The following is a 17,853-nucleotide window of genomic DNA, read 5'->3' as shown; positions in this document are numbered from 1 at the left end:
CGCTCAACCTCCCGCTGCGGGCGAGAGCGTGACGTCCACGCGGCGGGACTTGTCGGCTGGATCGGTGGCGACGATCTTCGCGGGCTTGCGCATTTCGATGCGCGCATCCTGCACACCCGCGACAATCAGCGCCGTGCGCACGGTCGAGGCGCGCGCATGAGCGAGGCGCTCGTTGTGTGCGCGGGGACCGCTCGAATCGGTATAGCCCGAAATCACGACGCGCGTCTCGGGCGACGCGGCAAGGCGCTGCGCGACCGCCGCGAGCGCCGAGGCCGATTGCGCGTCAAGACTCGCGCTGCCTGCCGCGAAGTAAAGCTGCGAGGGATCGGACGCGCTCGCGGTGGTCGCCGCCGGGCCCGCCGCATCTGCAACGGTGCCCGCCTTCGCGTTCACGGCGCCTCCAGCATTCGCCGGATTCACGCCGTTGGCCGCGCCTGCATTTCCGTTATTGGTGTTCGCAGCGTTCGCGGCACTCGAACCGCTCGCAGCGCTTGAGGCACTCGAGGCACTCGAGGCACTCGAGGCGCTTGCGCCATTGGCATCCGCCGCGCCAGCCTCGCCACCGAGCTTGACTGCGGCAGAGGGCGTGGGCACCACCTTCTCCTGCACTGGCGCACCCGGCATCAACTTGAGCGTATTGTCGATCACGACATGGTCGCCCGCGTGCAGACCCGAGCTGATGACCCAGTCGTTGCCGTTCCATTCGCCCGTTTCGACGGCGCGCTGCTGCGCCTTGCCGTCCTTGTCCACGGTCCACACGAACGCGCCGCGCGGCCCTTGCTGCACGGCGACCTGCGGCACCGCCACCGCACTCGTCCGCTGGGCGCCCAGCAGCTTGATGCGCACGAACTGCCCGGGCCGCAAGGTGCCGCCCGGATTCCTCACCTCGGCGCGAATCAGATACGTGCCGGTCTCTTCGCTCAAGGACGCGTCGGCGAACTTGATATGGCCGCGCTGCGGATACACGCTGCCGTCGGCGAGCACGATCACCGCTTCGAACTCGCCGATCTGCGGCAGCTTGAGCGCCCCGCTCTTCGTCTGCGCACGCAGATTCAGCATCTCGTTCTCGGAGAGCGAGAAGTTGATCCACATGGGATCGAGCTTCGCAACGTAGGTCAGCAGGCTGTTGCTCGCGTCGATATAGGAGCCGTCCTGCTTCTTCGCGAAGCTCGACAGCCCCGTGACGGGCGCCGTGATCGTGGTATAGCCGAGATTGAGGTTCGCACTGGTGACATTGGCGCGCGCCTGCTCGAGCGCCGCTGCCGCCGCCCGTTCCTGGCCGACCGAGTCGTCGAGGTCTTTCTGGCTCAGTGCATTCCTGGCCGCGAGCGGGCGCACGCGGTTCAGGTTGGCCTGCGCCGTATCGAGCCGCGCCTTCTGTTGCGCATACTCGGCGCGCGCGGCGTCGAGCGCGGCCTGGAAGGGCTTGCGGTCCATCTGGAACATCACGTCGCCCTGATGGACCATCGCGCCTTCTTCATAGACGCGTCTTTCAAGAAAACCGTTTACGCGCGAGCGAATCTCGACCTGCTGCGAGCTTTCGGTCTGCCCTACGTAATCGAACACCACTGGAACGTCGCGCAGCGCGACGTTGATAACGTCCACATTCGCAGGTGGTCGCGCCGACGCCACCGGCGTCTTGTCGTGGCACGCAGCAACCCCGAACACCATACCCAGGGACAGGCACAACCGTGCCACCCTTTTTCCGCTTGCCATGATCTTTCTCCGTTATCGACGATCTACGCTGGACCGACGAACTCGAGGCGAATCCGGTCATGCCGGATGTGCTGCGCCGCCAGGAAGCTCGGAGCGAAATCTTACTGCGTTTCCTTTATCGACACGGTCGAGTTTGCCCGCCAAACAACGGGTGTTTGCCGGCAATCAAAAATCATTACGCATCGCGAAACAATCACGTGAGAAGTTGCATTTATGGCAATAAATCAGAAGAGTGGATCGCACACATTTTGACGGGGCGCACAACCGTGTTGACCGGCTGCATCGCCCCGTCGTCAAACCGGCCTCAATCGAGCGGCCGGCCCGCCGGCTCGCGGACCAACGGCAAGGCCAGCAGCGAAACGGCTCCGCAGCCGATCAGATACCAGGCCGGCGCGAGCGGGTTGCCGAGCAGCGCAATGAGCCAGGTCGCGAAGAACTGCGCGAAACCGCCGAAGATCGAGACGCCCACGCAATAGACGATGCACATGCCAGTCACGCGAATCGACTGCGGGAAGAGCTCGGGCAGCATGACGACGTTGGGCACCGCTGTGAACGCAACGATCGCGCCCAGCACGGCCACCACGGCGAGCAAAGTCGGCACCGTGGGCACGGCGTGGATCAGCATGAATGCCGGATAGATCACCGCGATCAGCAGCACGCGCGAATAGCCGAGCACCCGCTTGCGGCCGAAGCGGTCGGACAGGATGCCGGCGAACGGCGAGCACACGGCCGTGACGAGCGCGGCCACGAGTGCCGCGCTCATGCCCACCGACATCGGCATGCCGAGGATCTTGATCGCGTAGGTGGACATGTAGAACAGCACGATATAGTTCGCCGCCGTGCCGCCGATGGTCGTGACGACGCCCGCGACGAGCGCCGTGCGATGGTGCGAAAAGATCTCGCGCAGCGGACGCGCGGCTTCGGTCACCGGCGCGGCCATGTCCACGTCTTCGACATGCTCGAGTGTTTCGTCGAGATGGCGGCGAATATAGACGCCCACCGGCACGACCAGCATGCCGATCACGAACGGCACACGCCAGCCCCAGCTCTGGAGCGCCTCAGGCGTGAGCGCCGAAGAGAGCACGACGCCGAGCAGCGCACCGCAGACGGTGTTGAGCCCTTGGCTCACGAACTGCCAGCTACCGTAAAAACCGCGCGAGCGGTCGTCCGCGTATTCGAGCAGCATCGAGGTGGAGGCCCCCACCTCGCCGCCCACCGCGAAGCCCTGCACGAGCCGCGCGAGCACGATCAGCGCGGGCGCGGCGAGGCCGATCTGCGCGTAGGTGGGCGCGAACGCAATCATCGCCGAGCCGAGCGCCATGAGCCACAGCGTAAGCGTCATGGCCGCCTTGCGGCCCGCGCGGTCTGCGAACGCGCCGATCATCACGCCGCCGAGCGGCCGCACGATGAACCCCACACCGAAGCTGCCCACGGCGAGCAGCAATTGATTCAGCGCGCCATGCACCGGAAAGAACAGTGCGCCGATGGTCGTCGCAAAGAAGCTGTAGACCGTGAAGTCGAAAAACTCCAGGCCGTTGCCAAGCGTGATCGCGGCGATGGCCTTCGCACGCGACGCGCGCGTATGCCCGTGCGCATCGGCATGCGTCTGTGTGTTCAGCGAAGTGGCAGTCATCGTAGGTCTCCTCATGTCTTTAAGTCTTGATCGAATGCGCGCTTGGCGCGATGGCCCGGCTCAGGCGCTCAGGAAGCGTTCGGCGAGCTTCACCCAGTACGCGGCGCCCGTCGCGAGACAGTCGTCGTTGAAATCGTAGCCGGGGTTGTGGACCATGCAACCGCCTTCACCGTCGCCGTTGCCGATGATCAAATAGCTGCCCGCGCATTGCTCGAGCAGGAACGAGAAGTCCTCGCTGCCGGTGAGCGGCGAGAGATCGTCGATGAGACCGTCTTCGCCCAGCCACTCGCGCGCGACGTCTTGCGCCAGCGCCGTCATTTGCGCGTCGTTCACGAGCACGGGATAACGGCGCTGGTAATCGATGCGTGCCGTGGCGCCATAGGCGCTCGCCTGCGCATGCACGAGCGTCGTGATGCGCTCTTGCAGCAGGTCGCGCACCTCGGGACGCAGCGCGCGCACCGAGAGCCGCATCTGCGCAGTCTGAGGAATCACGTTGGGCGCCTCGCCCGCGTGAATCGCGCCCACCGTGACGATGGCCATGTCGAGCGGCGGCACGTTGCGCGAGACGATGGTCTGCAGCGCAAGCACCACGTTCGCGCACACGACCACGGGGTCGATGGCCTTGTGCGGCATGGCACCGTGGCCGCCGCGCCCGTCGATGTCGATGATCACCGTGTCCGACGACGCCATGAACGGTCCCGGGCGAAAGCCGAGCTTGCCGGTGGGGAAGCCCGGCATGTTGTGCATGGCGAAAACCGCATCGCAGGGGAAGCGCTCGAAAAGGCCTTCGTCGAGCATGCGCTTGGCGCCGCCAAGGCCCTCTTCGGCGGGCTGGAAGATGAGGTGCAGCGTGCCGTCGAACGAGCGCGACTGCGCAAGGTGCTTGCCCGCCGCCAGCAGCATGGCCGTGTGGCCGTCGTGGCCGCACGCGTGCATCTTGCCGGGCACGCGGCTCTCGTAATCGAGCCCCGTATTTTCCTGGATGGGCAGCGCGTCCATGTCGGCGCGCAGGCCGAGTCGCTGCTTGCCCGTCCCCACCTTCAGCGTGCCCACGACACCCGTGCCGCCCAGCCCGCGATGCACTTCGTAGCCCCATTCGGCGAGCCGTTCCGCGACGAGATCGCTCGTCACGAATTCCTCGAAGCCGAGTTCCGGGTGCGCGTGGATCGCGTGGCGCAACGCGATCATCTCTGCTTCGATATCCGCGATTGCGGGGGGGATCGCCATGGTGTTCATTCGTCGTCTCCAGCGTTCAAGGCATACATTGCGTGACGGTTCAGGATAATCACGTCGTTTTATTGCCGACAGTCCTAAAATGGTTACCCCGCCAACCGCAGGTTTTCACTCGGGTTTCCACCTATGAAGTTCCACCAGTTCAGGGCGCTCGTCGCCATGGCCGACACCGGCAGCATTCGTGCGGCGGCCCGCGCGCTGGGCATTTCGCCCGCCGCCGCGACCAAGGCCGTGCGCGAGCTGGAAGCGGAGCAGCAGATCGCGCTCGTGACGCGCAACGCGAACGGCATCGCGTTCACGGAGGCCGGCCAGGCGCTGCTCGTGCATGCGCGGGCCATCGTGCACCAGATGTCGCGCGCCCAGGACGAGCTCGACGCACGGCGCGGGCGGGGTAGCGGCAAGCTGTCCATCGGCGTGACGCCCTGGCTCGCGCTCTCGTTCCTGCCCGACGCCGTGACGCGCTTTCGCGAACGCATGCCCGGGATGCAGCTGGAATTTTATGAGGGACTACTCAATATCGTGATGCCGCGCCTGCGCGATGGCACGCTGGACTTCTCGCTCGGCAAGCCCGGCCTCGCTTCGCTGCACGCCGAATTCACGCAGACGCCCATCTTCGCCACCGAATCCGCCGTGGTCGTGCGCAAGGGCCATCCGCTCGAGCATGTCCAGTCGCTCAAGGAACTGCAGGACTGCGAATGGCTGCTCAACTGGGATCCGGCGAGCAAGGAGATGGTCACCGACGACGTCTTCCGCCGCCACGGCCTGCCGCTGCCGCACACCGTGCATCTCGCGCACTCGTTCGTGGTGGCCATGGGGCTCATCATGAACACCGACATGGCGAGCATCTTCCCCTGGCCGCTCGTGGAGACGCGTTTCGCGCGCGATAACCTGCGCGCGCTCACGCTTCAGGAGGAAGTGGACCGCACCGTGGTAAGCGTGGTCGCGCGCCGCGGCGTGCCGCTCTCGGCCGCGGCCGAGTGTTTTCTCTCCTGCCTCAAGGAGGCGATCCACGCGGGCGAGGCCTCGCAGGACCCGGAGCGGCGCCGGCTCTATCACTCGCTCGAGCTGATGATCTGAGGCGCCTGGGCGGCGTCGTGGCGAAGCGCCTCGTCCACGCTACAATGCGGCTGCCGTTTCACTGCCCCAACCGACATGCAGAATTCTAATCGGGCCTTCCTGCTCGGTCCGTTGCTCAAAGGCGTTTCCCGCTCGTTCTACCTCACGATGCGCATCCTGCCCGCCGGAATGCGCGACCCCGTGGGCGAGGCGTACTTGCTCGCGCGCGCGGCCGACACCATCGCCGATACATCGCTGATCCCGCCGCCCCAGCGCCTCGCGCTGCTGCTCGCGCTGCGCGAATGCGTCAACGGCACGGCCACCCGCGCGGCCAACGGCGCGGCGCATGACGACGCCCTGCAACGCATCGCCGGCGAAGTCGCGGGCCAGCAGACGCAATCGGACGAGAAACTGCTGCTCGAATCGCTCGGCGGCGCACTCGACGTGCTGATGCAACTCGACGAAGCCGACCGCATCGCCGTGCGCGAGATCGTCACGACGCTCACTGAGGGCATGGAATTCGATCTGAATACCTTCCCCGACGAACGCTCGGGCAAGGTGGCCGCGCTCGGCACGTGGGACGCGCTCGATCGCTATACATACCTCGTGGCGGGCTGCGTGGGCGAGTTCTGGACGAAGATGACCTATATGCATCTGCCCCGCACGCTCGACGCTTCGCTGCGCGCGACCATGTACCAGCGCGGCATACGCTTCGGCAAGGCGCTGCAAATGGTCAACGTGCTGCGCGATTGCGGCAAGGACCTGCGCATCGGCCGTTGCTACCTGCCCGCGACGATGCTCGCGCAGGCCGGTCTCACGCCCGAGGACCTGCTGCACCCCGGCACCTCGGCGCGCGCCCGACCGCTGATGTTCGGGCTCGTGCGCATCGCCCTCGATCACTTCCGCGCGGCCATCGACTATACGTTCGCGCTGCCGCGTCTCTCCGTGCGTCTGCGGCTCGCCTGCCTGTGGCCGATCCTCATCGGTCTCGAGACGCTGGAGCTGCTGGTCGGCAACGAAGACTGGCTCGATCCCGCGCGGCCCTCCAAGCTCACGCGCAACGACGTCTATCGCATTCTCGCGCGCTCGACGCTCATGGCATCCTCCAACACGCTGCTCAACCGGTGGTTCCGGCGACTGCTCGCGCGCATCGAAGCGCGCATGGCGGCAATCGAAAAGGCCTAAAAGAAAACGGCGCGTGCCGTCGATGGCACGCGCCGGAACGCTACGGCACGACACTCCGGGCCGCTTTAATCCTTCTCGCCGCGATAGAGCTTGATGATGGCCGAGAAGTCGAGCTTGCCGTCGCCACGGCTGCTCATCGCCTGATAGAGCTGCTGCGCGAGCGCACCCATATAGGCGGGTTGGTGGACGCTCTTCGCGGCATCGGTTGCGAGGCCCATGTCCTTGAGCATCAGATCGGTGCCGAAGCCGCCCGTGTAGCCGCGCGACGAAGGCGCCGTCTCGATCACGCCCGGGAACGGGTTATACGTGTCGGAGCTCCAGCAGCGGCCCGTCGACGTATTCATGATGCCGCCCAGCACCTTCGAGTCGATGCCGAGCGCCTCGCCCAGCGCCATCGCCTCAGCAACGCCCGCCATGGTGACGCCGAGCACGAGGTTGTTGCAGATCTTCGCGACCTGCCCCGTGCCCGTCTCGCCGCAATGGACGATGTTCTTGCCCATCCCGGAGAGCACGGGCTTCACGCTTTCATAGAGCGCGGCGCTGCCGCCCACCATGAACGTGAGCGTGCCCGCCGCCGCGCCGCCCGTGCCGCCCGAAACCGGCGCATCCACGAATGTGTTGCCGTGCCTCGCGGCGAGCGCGCCGAATTCTTTCGCGCTCGCCGGATCGATCGTGCTCGAATCGATGATCGTCACGCCCTTCGCGATGCCCGCCAGCACACCGTCTTCGGCGGAAAGCACGGCACGCACATGCGCCGCTGCGGGCAGCATCGTGATGACCCATTCGGCGCCCGTGGCAGCGGCCTTGGGCGAAGCGGATTTCGTTGCGCCCGCATCGACCAGGGTCTGCAACGCCTCGGCGCTCAGATCGAACACGGTGAGCGCGTGCCCCGCCTTGATCAGATTGAGCGCCATCGGCGCACCCATGTGACCCAGCCCGACGAAACCGATTTTCATGAGCGATTCTCCCTTTATGGTTAATCAGGCGCGGCGGCGCTTCAGTGCAGGTTGATCGTCGTGTTCACGCCGGTGTTGAGGGTTGCGTCGTCGAACCAGCGCGCGGTAACGGTCTTGGTCTGCGTATAGAACTGCACGACCTGCTTGCCGTACGGACCGAGATCGCCGAGCTTCGAGCCGCGCGAGCCCGTGAAGCTGAAATACGGCACCGGCACCGGAATCGGAATGTTGATGCCCACCTGGCCGATGTCGATTTCGCTCTGGAACTTGCGCGCCGCCGCGCCGCTTTGCGTGAAGAGGCCCACGCCGTTGCCGAACGGATTCGCGTTGACGATGGCAATGGCCTCGTCGAGCGTGTTCGCGCTCAGCACCACGAGCACCGGTCCGAAGATCTCGTTCGTATAAATATCCATATCGGTTTTCACGTTCGTGAACACCGTCGGGCCGACGAAGTTGCCGTTCTCGTAGCCCGGCACCTTCACGTCGCGGCCGTCGAGCGCGAGCGTGGCGCCCTGCTTCACGCCCGATTCGATCAGGCTCAGAATGCGGGCCTTCGCGGTGCGCGAGACAACCGGGCCAACATCGGTCTTCGGCTCCTTGCCCGCGTTGACCTTCAGCCCCTTCGCTTTCTCGACCAGATCGGGCACCCACTGCTGCGCCTCGCCCACGAGCACGACAACCGACGTGGCCATGCAGCGCTGGCCCGCCGCGCCGAACGCCGCGCCCGCCAGCGCGTTGAGCGCCTGTTCGCGGTTGGCATCGGGCAGCACGACCGCGTGATTCTTCGCGCCCATCATCGACTGCACGCGCTTGCCGTGCTCGCTGCCGAGGCGATAGACATGCGTGCCCACGGCCGTCGAACCCACGAACGAAATCGCCTTGATCAGCGGATGCGAGCAGATCGCGTCGACGACTTCCTTGCCGCCGTGCACCACATTGAGCACGCCTTGGGGAATGCCCGCTTGCACGGCCAGTTCGACGAGTTGCATGGTGGAAAGCGGATCCTGCTCGGAGGGCTTGAGCACGAACGTGTTGCCGCAGACGATCGCCATCGGAAACATCCACAGCGGGATCATCGCGGGGAAATTGAACGGCGTAATACCCGCGCATACGCCGAGCGGCTGCTGCAAGGTATAGGTGTCCACGCCGCCCGCCACGTTCTCCGCGAACCCGCCCTGTTGCAGCGTGCCGATCGAGCATGCGTGCTCGACCACTTCGAGGCCGCGGAAGATATCGCCTTCCGCATCGGGCAGCGTCTTGCCCTGCTCCGCCGTGAGCGTCTGCGCAATGCGCGACATGTTCTCGCGAATCAGCGCCTGTAGTTTGAGCATGATGCGCATACGCGCGCCGATCGGCGTGTTCTTCCACGTCGCAAACGCGGCATGCGCGCTCTTGACGGCCTGGTCGACTTCCTCGACGGTCGCGAACGGCACGCGCGCGAGCACTTCCTGGGTGGCAGGATTGACGATGTCGCGCCATTCGGTGGTTTTCGATTCGACGAACTCGCCATCGATCAACAGCTTGACGGTCGAGACATGAGCGTTGGATGCCTGGGTGACTGCGTTCATCTTGAACTCTCTCTGAAAGGTCCGAACGGTCCGGACGTAGCCGGGTAGACAGGATTACGATCTAATTTTTACTGGAATCAGCCGGAGCGCGAGCGCATATGTGCGGAAGTCGGAACAGCACTGCCGCCCCTTCGGGGGGATCGAACGCATGTGCATCGTTTGTCTCCGTTCTTTCTTTATAGGCGACCGTGTATTGCACTGGCCTGCAACCGAGTATAGTTATTCGAATATCCACGGTATAGAGACGAAAAAGCCCATCCGATATGCAAAAAAACACAACGAGACCGATGGAGACGCTGAACTGGGACGATTTACGTTATTTCCTGGAGGTGGCGCGCACGCAGCGCGCCAGCGGCGCGGCCCGCCGCCTCGGCGTCGACCACACGACGGTGGCGCGCCGCGTGCGCGAACTGGAGGCGGCGCTGGGCACGGTGCTGTTCGACAAATCGCGCTCGGGCGGCTTCGTGCTGACCGCCGAAGGCCAACGTCTGCTGGCCTATGCGGATACCATCGAAAGCACCGTGCAATCGGCGAGCGAGCAGTTCGCGCTCGGCGCGCAATCGCTCTCGGGACACGTGCGGGTAGGATCGACCGAGGGGTTTGGCTGTTTCTTCCTGGCACCGCAACTGGCACGCTTCACCGGCAAGCACCCCGACATGTCGATCGATCTGCTGCCGGTTCCGCATTTCGTGAGTCTCTCGAAGCGCGAAGCCGATCTGGCGATCATGCTCGAGCGCCCCGAACGCGGCCAGTACGTCTATACGAAGCTGTGCGACTACCGTCTGCGCTTATATGGGACACCTGAATATCTCGAGCGGCATGCGCCCATCCTCTCGGCGGCGGACCTGCGCCATCACGCGTTCATCACCTATGTCGCCGATCTCGCCTTCAGCCATGAACTGCTCTACCTCGAACGCACGGTGCCGAACGTCACGGCGAACCTGTGCAGCACTAGCGTGATCGCGCAATACCATGCCGCGCTGCAAGGCAGCGCGCTCGCCATCCTGCCCTGCTTCATGGCCGAGCCCGATCCGCGGCTCGTGGCAATCCTGCCCGAAGAGATTGTCGTGACGCGGCGCTTCTGGCTATGCAGCCGGGAAGATCTGCGCAAGCTGCGGCGCATCACGTCGCTCTGGGATTATCTGCGTGCGGTCGCCGACGCGAACCATGCGCTCCTGATGGGCGAGTCGCCGCAGATGCACTACATCGAGCCCTGACTTTCCCCGCGGCATCAATAGAAAAGCCGCACCTGCAATCCCGTTCGCGGATTGCAGGTGCGGCTTCCATTCAGAGTGAACCGGGAATGCATCTGGGCCGGTTCGTACCCGTTCCAGATGCATTCCCGTGCAGCTGACGCGACACATGCCAGCCGCCCAGGGCGCCCGGCATGCATCCGACCGGCGATCAGGTCCCGACCGGACGGATCGTCAGCGCGTTCTTGACCGAACTCACGCCAGCGACGCCCTTCGCCACGTCCGTGGCGTGGTCGACCTGGCCCTGCTCCGGCACGGTGCCTTGCAGGACGACGGCACCGTCCTTGGCGCGCACGGTGATGTTGGCCACGCTGATGTTCTTGTCCTTGGCGAGCGCTGCGCGCACCTTGCGCGAGAGTGCACGGTTAGCGGCGCGAGCCTTCTTGAGATCGGCCTTCGACTGCTTGACGTCGGCCTTGGCGGCATCGGTCGGGGCGGTCGCCGCAGCGGCCGGGGCCATGGCAGGCGCGCTTGCGGCGTCCTGCGCATAGACGTTGAGCGAAGCGGCGACCAGCAATGCGCCGGCTGCCAGTGTGAACGCCTGAATAGCCTTCATGCGGTTTCTCCTGTTGTCACAGTTTTTTGATGGCCCGCGAGGGCCGGGCACTACATACCATTCACTACCGGTAAACAGACGCTGCCAATGCGGCTGATTCTCTGGCGACGTTCGGCTGAACTCGCCGCGAAAGTCGCATTGGGGAGTAACGATACTCCATTTAAGTCAGACTTGATGCGAAAGGTGTTACCCCACCATTTCGCTCCAATGTACTTTACCTCCACTTCGTCCATTTCAGCAGAGGATTTGCCGGTCCGACACACGCACCAGCACGCTGCTCCACACGCAGGAACATGTCCGGATCATGAAATGCTATTGAATAGCATTTACAGCAAACCCATTCCTTTCATGGATGGCCGATACCGCCCATTCAGCATATGCGCCAATCAGGTGCATGCGTTGCGAATAACAACCGCACTCACAACCGCACTCGCCGGCATATGCCCGCATTTGAACCTTGGATTCACACGGAATTGTGCATCCTTATTGACGAGCAACGCGTTTGGTTCGCGTGTCGTTGACAAGCGCGAACACAGGTTTTACCCGCATTTACTGATGAAAGAAAATAGCACCTGTTAATTGGCGAGTTGGGCTTTCACCCAGCGATAAAACTGCTGGATCGCCGCTTCGCGCGGGTGCCCCTCGCGCCAGGTGAAGTAATAGTCCAGCGACGCGGGAATGCGCACCTGCCCCAGTTGCACCAGTTCGCCACGATCGATGAAGCCGCGCGCGAGCTGCAGGCGCGCCGTGGCGGCGCCTTGTCCGGCCACCGTGGCCTGCAGCAGGAGGCCGGCGTCGTCGAATACCGGTCCGCGTTCGGGCTCGTCGCCCGCCACGCCTGCCGCGTCGAAGAAGTCGCGCCACGAGCGGCGCGAGAAACGCAACAACGGCATGGAGGCGAGGTCTTCGATGCGAAACGCCGGGTAGCGCGCGAGCAGCGCGGGGCTGCAAACGGCCACTACCTGGTCGTCGAGCAGCTTGCGGATCTGAAACCCCGGCTCCTCCACACGCCGATACCAGATGCCGATATCGAATGGATAGGGATCGGGCGGTGTGACGTCGGCGTGCATGCGCAACGAGAGATCGACGTTGGGATGGCGGTCGTAGAAGTCGCCCAGACGCGGTATCAGCCAGACCGCGGCGAAATCGGACATCACGCTCAATTCAAGCCGCGTGACGCCGCTCACGCCCGGACGCGTGGCGTCGAGCGCCTCGCGCAACTGTTCGAGACTGCGCCGCACGCGGTCGGCAAGCTGCGCGCCGGCTGCCGTGGGAATCATGCGGCTGCCGGCGCGGCGAAACAGCTCGACGCCGAGTTCCGCTTCGAGGGCGCGCAAATGGTGGCTCACAGCGCTGTGCGTCAAATGCAATTCTTCGGCCGCACGGCTGAAACTACGCCGGCGCGCCGCCGCTTCTAGCGCGCGCAGAGCCTGCAAAGGAGGAAGCGATCGGGACATGACGTCAAATTTTACTCACAATTGCGGCTGAAATCTCTCGCTGGCCTCGCAGCCCGCTTCTCGCCAATAATCTGACCCAGATATTCAATCCGGCTTCGGGTCCCGTACACGCATCATGACCGCACTCAGACTGCGCGTATTCGCCGTTTTCGCGCTCGGCTATTTCATTTCGTATCTTTTTCGCGGCGTCAACCTTGGCTTTGCGCCGTTCCTGACGCATGAAATGGGCCTCACCGCCACCGATCTGGGCACGCTCACGAGCCTCTATTTTCTCGGCTTCGCGGGCGCGCAGATCCCCGGCGGCGTGCTGCTCGACCACTTCGGCGCACGCCGCGTGACCGCGTGCGTGATGCTAGTGGCCGCCGCAGGTGCACTCGTGTTCGGGCTTTCGCACAGCATGGGCGCGATGATGGCCGGGCGCCTGCTCGTGGGCGTGGGTGTCTCGGTTTGCCTCGGCGGCGCGTTCAAGGCCACGGCCCAGCACTTCCCGGTGGCACAACTCACGCTCGTCAACGGCCTCGTGATGGCCGTGGGGGGCCTCGGCGGCGTTGCGGTCGGCGCTCCGCTCTCCTGGCTACTCACGATTGCGCCGTGGCGCAGCGTGAGCGTCGGGCTCGCCGTGCTCACCGTGGTAGTCGCCGCCATCATCTGGATCGGCGGCCCGCACACGCGCGACACGCATCATCAGGCGAGCGTACTCGAGCAATTCAAGGGCACCGCGCACATCCTGCGCAGCCATGGGTTCTGGAAGACCGCGACGTTTTCCGCATTCACGCAGATTGTGTTTTACGCGATGCAGTCGCTGTGGGTAGGCGCCTTCCTGCGCGACATGGCGCCCGCCGGCACCGTCGACGTGGCCTCGCGCGCGGCTTCGCTCGTTTCCGTGCTTGGCGGCGCATTCATCGCCGGCAACATCGGGTTCGGCGCGCTCGCGCGCACCTTCGAGCAATACGGCGTGAGCGTCGCGCGCTTTTCCGGCGTGACGATGGCGCTCTTCGTGCTCGTCCAGGCACTGCTCGCGGCCCGTGTGCCGTTGCCCGCCACGCTACTGTGGGCCGCGTATGGCGCACTGGGCGGCACCGGCATCCTCACTTACGCCGTGCTCGCCGAATACTTCCCCCCACGCCTGATCGGCCGCGTCAACACGACGTTCACGCTCGTCATCTTCATCGGCATTTTCGCCGCGCAGATCGCAATCGGCGCCGTGCTCAGCCGCTGGAGCGCCGTGGACGGCCACTATCCGGTCGTCGCGCATCAAGCAGTCTGGATCGGCCTGATCGTGCTGCAGGTGCTCGCCGGCGTGTGGTACTTCATGCCAGGCCGGCGTGCCAGCGCCGCGCACCACGTCATGGAATCGTGAAACGCATCGACGCGCGAACGCCTTGCTTTGCGACGGCGCTCGCCCGCTCGCCCGCTCGCCCGTATTGCGTGCAGTTTCAGCGCGACGTCGGCGCGCTCTTTGCGCAAGGGCTACGGGCCCGGCTCATTGCTCGCCGATCAAGGCTCAATCTGTGCCCGCTACCAGCAAAACACCAGCAAAACTCATTCGACGTCCAAATTTATTGCCGACTGCGTGAAGCCAGCGCCGGAAGTCGATCCGGTTGCGCACTACCCGGCGCCTTCGCGCCCGACACCCCTCTTCCGCCCGCCCCCTCGCATATCTCTGCGCGTCGAGTACAATGCTGCCCCGCCGGCCTTGGCTAGACGCACGCCTTCCGACCTCGGCGTGGTTCGCTGGGCAACGCAACGCTCACTAGCATGCTCGTGCAAGCCGGACCAACCGGCTGGTCGGTCGTATGACGAATGAGGGACGCCGCCCGGCGCAACGGACGCACGACTTCGCGGCTCGACGCGGTATAACCCGCGCCTCGCACGTGAGAAACTACGTCTTGTTGAGAAGAGTGGCAGGCCGGCGACGCGCAGCGCATTCGTGCGCGACGCCGTGTTTTACGTGCAGATAGGCGCTCGTGCATACAGATGACGATCGGAAAACGAGAAAACGTACGCTCGGCCGGAATTTTCCGAAACCGGAACGCAGCGATCGGACGTAACTCGGCCTAAACTGCCGCTGTTGCCATTCGAATGTGTCGATTCATGATAAAGAGAGAAACTCCCATGCCAGACCATACCCACTCGCACGACAGCCATTCCGAATCGTGCGACTGCGATTTGCTGCACCTTCTCAACGGCGTGGATGAGTTCGCTCGTAACGTGTTTCCCGGCGACAAGGAACTGTTCCGTAGCCTCGCCAACTTCCAGGCCCCGCACACGCTGTTCATCACCTGCGCCGATTCGCGCGTCTCGCCCGAGTTGATCACGCAAACGCGCCCCGGTGAGCTGTTCGTCTGCCGCAACATCGGCAATATCGTGCCGGCTTACGGGGAAATGCTCGGCGGCGTCTCGGCGGTGGTCGAATTCGCCGTGCTCGGACTGAACGTGCGGCAGATCGTGCTGTGCGGCCACACCGACTGCGGCGCCATGAAGGGCCTCGCCGACGGCCCCGGAGCCACTGCGGACATGCCTACGGTGCAGGCCTGGCTGCGCAACGCCGAAGCGGCGCGCAGCGTCGTGCAAATCCGCGGGCTGAGCGACGAAGATCAGGTCGTGCAGGCGCTCGTGGAGGAGAATGTTCGCCTGCAACTCACGCACCTGCGCACTCACCCAGCGGTTGCGGCTCGCGTGGCGCAAGGCCTGCTCCAGGTACAGGGCTGGGTGTACGACATCGGCCACGGCACGATCTCCGTATTCGACGACACCCACGGCCGCTTCGAATCGCTCGGCTCCGCGCGCGCCCGGCTGCTCAAGGACACCACGGGTTAAACCGCCGCAATCCGCGCGAGCGTTTCACTCCCCGCGATAAATACCGACGAACCGGACCACGCCAAGCTGGCGTCGTCCGGTATTTGTGCCGGATTGCATCAAGTTTGGCAGCGCCGTGCTCGCGACCATTGCGGCCGTGGTGCCGAATCCGCGCAGCGAACAGCGCCGGCAGCGCGCCTGACGATACGACCAAGGCACGCCATGCAGCGGCCCCGCAAGCGCCAACGCCGCATAGCACGCAAGAGGGGATGAACTACTCCGAAACGCTGGCCCGAACCGTGAACTCCTGTTCGGCGCCCGCTTCGAATTCCTCGTCATCCTCGTCATCGCGCGCATGCGCTCCATGGAATTCCGAAGACAGCGGCTCGACGGGATAGCCGTGGCGCTCCCATGCGTCGAGGCCGCCCTTGAGCGCGTGAGCGTGATAAATATGCTTGCTGCGTAGTTGACTCACGATGCGCTTGGCCGTTGCCTCGTTCGGGCACACGCAATACACCACGATCGAGCGCGCGAGCAGCTCAGGCTTAAGCGCTTCGGTCGAATCCAGATTCAGCGGACGCGCGCCCGGAATGCGATAAGCCTCTTTCTCGCGCACGCTCTGCGGCCGCGCATCGAACACGATCGGAGGCGTGGGCGACTTCATCATCTCGTCGAGTTGATCGGGCGAAATGCGATGCGTGGCAAGCCAGCGGCGCAACTGCAGGCGGCGCACCCAGCGCCACGCGAGAAATATCAGGCCCGCAAGCGCGAGCACGTCGAAAATGGTCCAGCCGTTGGCGCGCACGAATATCGCGAACCGGGCGATTTGCGTGTGCAGCGCCGCGCCGCCGATGAGCCAGGTGCCGGCCCACAGCGTTGCCCCCAATGCGTCCCAGAGCAGGAAGAGGCGCACGTCCATCGACGTGGTGCCAAGCAGCGGCGCCGACATGAGTCCCAGGCCGGGCACGAACTTCGCCACCGCGAGGATGGGCGCACCACGGCGCTCGAACACATTGCGCGCAACGCGAATCGTCGTATCGAGCGAAAGCGAGAAGCGCACGAGCGAATTGAGCAGGCGGCGTCCGCGCATGCGGCCCGCCGTGAACCAGAGCGAATCGGCGAACAACGTCGCCACGACCGCTGCCAGCAGCAGACTCACATACGAGGCCGCCCCGCCCGCCGCCATCGTGCCCGCCAATATCAGCACCGGTGCGGCGGGAACCGGCACGCCGAGCTGCGTTACCAGCACGCTGAAAAATACCGCCCCGGTACCGAAATCGGGTGGGATGGCGGTGGGGAGCGTCCACATATCGGGATTTCCTGCGCGAAGACGTTTTGATCAGAAAGGAAACTTGTGTGCACTTGCAGCACGAGTATGGAGATTACCCTAACTGGGCGGTTTCTTGCTTGGCGCCCAACGACTGGTCACACAAACCGTCAGAGCGCCGATCCACCCCTTTCTTCCCTGCAGGCAGCGCACGGGAGGCTTAGCAGGCGCGGAGAATCGGTGCTACTCTGGGCCGTCCTGCCCCCGCAGCCGATTTCAGTCGTTTTCCTTTCAGAAACATGCGTCACTGGCGTCTTGACCGACCGAGACAAACGGGCCAATTCGATCTGTCTCGCGTCACTAGCCTCATTTCCGCGATTGGCCGCGACGACACCAACGCACTGGCCGCCGAGGTCCTCAGCCTGCTCGGGCCAGCCACGTCGGTATCGCAATGCACGGTGTTCGCATACGAATTCGGCAACCGCCCGCGCACCGTCTCGGTCGCCGACCATCGCGGCGGCCGGTTCCTGCGCGACGTCGCCGACACCTACTCGCGGCTGTTCTATGCGCTCGACGGCAATCAGCAGATCGTCGGCGGCCACGTTGGCGAAGGGGCCGGCAAGCCAGGCTCGTCACTCGTGCTGCACTGGCAATCGAGCGCGGACATCACGCACGACGGCTATCGCCACGCGTGCTACGCCACGCCCAATGTTTCCGATCGGCTCTCGTTACTGCTGCAACCCGCCGCCGACATCTGGCTTTCGGTCAATCTCTATCGCGAGCGCGATGCAGGCAATTTCCAGCCGGCCGAAGTCGAGCTGGTCGAGTCGCTTGCGCCATTGATCGGCGAGGCCACGAAGCATCACTACGCCCTACGCGGCCAGAGCCAGATGGGCATCCCGCAACTGATGCTCGCGCGGCTGCGCGGCCTGTGCCCCGCGCTATCGAAGCGCGAGCTCGACGCGCTGCGCGGCGTGCTGGAAGGCAGAAGCGCCGCGGAAATCGCCGAATGCATGGGCATCAAGCCGAGCAGCGTCGTGACCTATCAGAAGCGCGCGTACCAGCGCCTCGGCATCTCCAGCCAGCGTCAGCTCTTCGCGCTCTGCCTCGCCAAAGACCAGGGCTGAAAACAAGGGCTGAACGCATCGCGCGCTGCGTCTGCGGCGCCTGGCCG

Annotated in this window: 14 protein-coding genes; 6 read left to right on the top strand and 8 right to left on the bottom strand. The window is 64.6% G+C overall.

All coding sequences use genetic code 11. From position 1 onward, the window contains the following. Positions 1-3 precede the first annotated feature (3 nt). The 3 genes from L5014_RS22135 to L5014_RS22125 all read right to left on the bottom strand — a co-directional run bounded on the left by L5014_RS22135 (position 4) and on the right by L5014_RS22125 (position 4,585). Entirely contained in the window at positions 4-1,716 is a 1,713-nt protein-coding gene (locus tag L5014_RS22135) for an efflux RND transporter periplasmic adaptor subunit (RefSeq protein ID WP_338019313.1), read from the bottom strand. Between the two features lie 304 nt (positions 1,717-2,020). Beyond that, a complete protein-coding gene (locus L5014_RS22130) occupies positions 2,021-3,349 on the bottom strand; it encodes an MFS transporter (RefSeq protein WP_238465879.1) in 1,329 nt (442 codons plus the stop codon). 60 nt (positions 3,350-3,409) lie between these two features. Further along, positions 3,410-4,585 (bottom strand): M20 aminoacylase family protein, encoded by a 1,176-nt coding sequence (locus L5014_RS22125; RefSeq protein WP_238465878.1) that lies wholly within the window; start codon positions 4,583-4,585, stop codon positions 3,410-3,412. Between the two features lie 123 nt (positions 4,586-4,708). Here L5014_RS22125 and L5014_RS22120 point away from each other — a divergent pair, with 123 nt between their 5' ends. Continuing rightward, a complete protein-coding gene (locus L5014_RS22120) occupies positions 4,709-5,659 on the top strand; it encodes a LysR substrate-binding domain-containing protein (protein ID WP_238465877.1) in 951 nt (316 codons plus the stop codon). A gap of 75 nt (positions 5,660-5,734) precedes the next feature. Then, entirely contained in the window at positions 5,735-6,823 is a 1,089-nt protein-coding gene (locus L5014_RS22115) for a phytoene/squalene synthase family protein (RefSeq protein ID WP_238465876.1), read from the top strand. 65 nt (positions 6,824-6,888) lie between these two features. Here L5014_RS22115 and mmsB read toward each other — a convergent pair whose 3' ends face one another. Both mmsB and L5014_RS22105 read right to left on the bottom strand, forming a co-directional pair. After that, positions 6,889-7,779 carry a 3-hydroxyisobutyrate dehydrogenase gene (gene mmsB, locus L5014_RS22110; protein ID WP_238465875.1) on the bottom strand — a complete coding sequence of 297 codons (891 nt, stop codon included), beginning with the start codon at positions 7,777-7,779 and terminating at the stop codon, positions 6,889-6,891. A gap of 41 nt (positions 7,780-7,820) precedes the next feature. Continuing rightward, positions 7,821-9,347 (bottom strand): CoA-acylating methylmalonate-semialdehyde dehydrogenase, encoded by a 1,527-nt coding sequence (locus L5014_RS22105; RefSeq protein WP_238465874.1) that lies wholly within the window; start codon positions 9,345-9,347, stop codon positions 7,821-7,823. Positions 9,348-9,610: 263 nt separating this feature from the next. Between L5014_RS22105 and L5014_RS22100 the strand changes: the two genes are divergently transcribed. Further along, entirely contained in the window at positions 9,611-10,564 is a 954-nt protein-coding gene (locus L5014_RS22100) for a LysR family transcriptional regulator (RefSeq protein WP_238465873.1), read from the top strand. A gap of 187 nt (positions 10,565-10,751) precedes the next feature. Here L5014_RS22100 and L5014_RS22095 read toward each other — a convergent pair whose 3' ends face one another. Both L5014_RS22095 and L5014_RS22090 read right to left on the bottom strand, forming a co-directional pair. After that, the gene (locus L5014_RS22095) at positions 10,752-11,156 is read right to left on the bottom strand and encodes a BON domain-containing protein (RefSeq protein ID WP_238465872.1); all 405 of its coding nucleotides are present in this window, start codon (positions 11,154-11,156) and stop codon (positions 10,752-10,754) included. 575 nt (positions 11,157-11,731) lie between these two features. Then, a complete protein-coding gene (locus L5014_RS22090; RefSeq protein ID WP_238465871.1) occupies positions 11,732-12,613 on the bottom strand; it encodes a LysR substrate-binding domain-containing protein in 882 nt (293 codons plus the stop codon). 115 nt (positions 12,614-12,728) lie between these two features. On the opposite strand from L5014_RS22090, the gene L5014_RS22085 reads away from it, so the two are divergent. Both L5014_RS22085 and L5014_RS22080 read left to right on the top strand, forming a co-directional pair. After that, positions 12,729-13,973 (top strand): MFS transporter, encoded by a 1,245-nt coding sequence (locus L5014_RS22085; RefSeq protein WP_238465870.1) that lies wholly within the window; start codon positions 12,729-12,731, stop codon positions 13,971-13,973. 755 nt (positions 13,974-14,728) lie between these two features. Further along, on the top strand, positions 14,729-15,433 hold the full coding sequence (locus L5014_RS22080; protein ID WP_238465869.1) for a carbonic anhydrase: 705 nt from the start codon (positions 14,729-14,731) through the stop codon (positions 15,431-15,433). 253 nt (positions 15,434-15,686) lie between these two features. Here L5014_RS22080 and L5014_RS22075 read toward each other — a convergent pair whose 3' ends face one another. Then, complete coding sequence (locus tag L5014_RS22075) at positions 15,687-16,721, bottom strand: VTT domain-containing protein (protein ID WP_238465868.1); 1,035 nt, start codon at positions 16,719-16,721, stop codon at positions 15,687-15,689. A gap of 257 nt (positions 16,722-16,978) precedes the next feature. Here L5014_RS22075 and L5014_RS22070 point away from each other — a divergent pair, with 257 nt between their 5' ends. Beyond that, the gene (locus tag L5014_RS22070) at positions 16,979-17,806 is read left to right on the top strand and encodes a helix-turn-helix transcriptional regulator (protein WP_238465867.1); all 828 of its coding nucleotides are present in this window, start codon (positions 16,979-16,981) and stop codon (positions 17,804-17,806) included. The last annotated feature ends 47 nt before the right edge of the window (positions 17,807-17,853 follow it).

This window comes from Paraburkholderia tagetis (assembly GCF_022213065.1).
Taxonomy (GTDB): Bacteria; Pseudomonadota; Gammaproteobacteria; order Burkholderiales; family Burkholderiaceae; genus Paraburkholderia; species Paraburkholderia tagetis.
The sequence above is the reverse complement of the archived record's forward strand: the minus strand, read 5'-3'. Positions and strand labels throughout refer to the sequence as shown.

What these genes read in the sequence shown, in the direction of transcription:
- L5014_RS22095 (WP_238465872.1), bottom strand. Translation starts at nt 11,156, where the DNA reads ATGAAGGCTATTCAGGCGTTCACACTGGCAGCCGGCGCATTGCTGGTC.
- L5014_RS22120 (WP_238465877.1), top strand. Translation starts at nt 4,709, where the DNA reads ATGAAGTTCCACCAGTTCAGGGCGCTCGTCGCCATGGCCGACACCGGC.
- L5014_RS22130 (WP_238465879.1), bottom strand. Translation starts at nt 3,349, where the DNA reads ATGACTGCCACTTCGCTGAACACACAGACGCATGCCGATGCGCACGGG.
- L5014_RS22105 (WP_238465874.1), bottom strand. Translation starts at nt 9,347, where the DNA reads ATGAACGCAGTCACCCAGGCATCCAACGCTCATGTCTCGACCGTCAAG.
- L5014_RS22100 (WP_238465873.1), top strand. Translation starts at nt 9,611, where the DNA reads ATGCAAAAAAACACAACGAGACCGATGGAGACGCTGAACTGGGACGAT.
- L5014_RS22070 (WP_238465867.1), top strand. Translation starts at nt 16,979, where the DNA reads ATGCGTCACTGGCGTCTTGACCGACCGAGACAAACGGGCCAATTCGAT.
- L5014_RS22085 (WP_238465870.1), top strand. Translation starts at nt 12,729, where the DNA reads ATGACCGCACTCAGACTGCGCGTATTCGCCGTTTTCGCGCTCGGCTAT.
- L5014_RS22125 (WP_238465878.1), bottom strand. Translation starts at nt 4,585, where the DNA reads ATGAACACCATGGCGATCCCCCCCGCAATCGCGGATATCGAAGCAGAG.
- L5014_RS22075 (WP_238465868.1), bottom strand. Translation starts at nt 16,721, where the DNA reads ATGTGGACGCTCCCCACCGCCATCCCACCCGATTTCGGTACCGGGGCG.
- mmsB (WP_238465875.1), bottom strand. Translation starts at nt 7,779, where the DNA reads ATGAAAATCGGTTTCGTCGGGCTGGGTCACATGGGTGCGCCGATGGCG.
- L5014_RS22135 (WP_338019313.1), bottom strand. Translation starts at nt 1,716, where the DNA reads ATGGCAAGCGGAAAAAGGGTGGCACGGTTGTGCCTGTCCCTGGGTATG.
- L5014_RS22115 (WP_238465876.1), top strand. Translation starts at nt 5,735, where the DNA reads ATGCAGAATTCTAATCGGGCCTTCCTGCTCGGTCCGTTGCTCAAAGGC.
- L5014_RS22080 (WP_238465869.1), top strand. Translation starts at nt 14,729, where the DNA reads ATGCCAGACCATACCCACTCGCACGACAGCCATTCCGAATCGTGCGAC.
- L5014_RS22090 (WP_238465871.1), bottom strand. Translation starts at nt 12,613, where the DNA reads ATGTCCCGATCGCTTCCTCCTTTGCAGGCTCTGCGCGCGCTAGAAGCG.